This is a genomic window from Acetobacterium tundrae, from assembly GCF_008086615.1.
Classification (GTDB): Bacteria; Bacillota; Clostridia; order Eubacteriales; family Eubacteriaceae; genus Acetobacterium; species Acetobacterium tundrae.
On record NZ_RXYB01000054.1, the window covers coordinates 1 to 1,170 of the forward strand.

General features: G+C 44.9%; 1 protein-coding gene. It reads left to right on the forward strand.

The window, feature by feature from the left end; all coding sequences use genetic code 11:
- A partial coding sequence (locus FZC40_RS16895; protein WP_279233360.1) for an MBG domain-containing protein occupies window positions 1-1,170 on the forward strand: 1,170 nt, incomplete at both ends.

Below are 1,170 nucleotides of genomic sequence, written 5' to 3' on the forward strand. Positions count from 1 at the left end.
TGGCTCCAAGTGCAAGCATCGACGGATCAACCCCGATGTACAGCACAGATGGCGGTAAAACCTGGACAGCGGAAGCCCCAAGCTTTACCAATGTGGGAACCTATCCAGTTTCAGTGAAGGAAATCAACCCGAACTATGCTGACAGCCCCGTGGTGGAAACAAGCATCACGATCACCCCGGCGCCAGCCACGATTACCATTGATCCCCAGACGAAAGTCTATGGAACAAAAGACGATCCAGCATTAACCGCAGTGGTCGGAGGAACGGTCACCGGAGAAAACCTGAACTATACACTGAGCCGAGTAGCGGGAGAAACAGTCGGGACCTATGCGATCACCGCAACAGTCGGAGCTAACCCGAACTACAACATCACCGTAACAGACAACAGCCTGATCATCACAGCGGCAACAGCAACAATTACAATCGATCAACAATCGAAAGTTTATGGATCTGCTGATCCAATATTCACGGCTGTGGTGAGTGGAACAGTTAATGGCGAAACATTAAATTACACTTTAAATCGAGAAGCGGGAGAAGATGTTGGAAAATATGTGATTAAAACAACTGATGCAGTTGCAGCAGACAACCTGAACTATAGTATCACGGTAGTTCCTGGAACACTAGAAATCACACCGAAAGCTGTTACTATTACTGCTGATGATAAAACAAAAGTATATGGGCAAAGTGATCCGATACTAACTGCCACTATTGATGGACTAATTGGAACGGATACGTTGAATTACAATCTAAGCCGAGATCCTGGAGAAGCTGTGGGAACTTACGCTATAAGAGTAAATTTTGAACAAATGAACGTATATTCCGATTCGGAAGTAAGTACGGAAGCCTATCGGGATATTAATTCAAATTATGATGTTACTGCAGTTAATGGTATATTAACCATTACACCATCCGTTGTCGTCAACTATTATGATATCAATTACCTTGCCGGAGCTGATGGCGTGACCAACATGCCGAGCAATCAAACCAATATTGTAGCAGGTAGTCAGCAAATCGTATCGACTCAGATACCGGTCAGATCAGGCTATACTTTTGAAGGATGGAATGTCAGCGGCGCAACGGCAGTCGATGGGCAGTTTACAATGCCGGGAAACACTGTGAATATCACGGCCAACTGGAAAGCGAATCAATATGACTTAAATATTACCTATC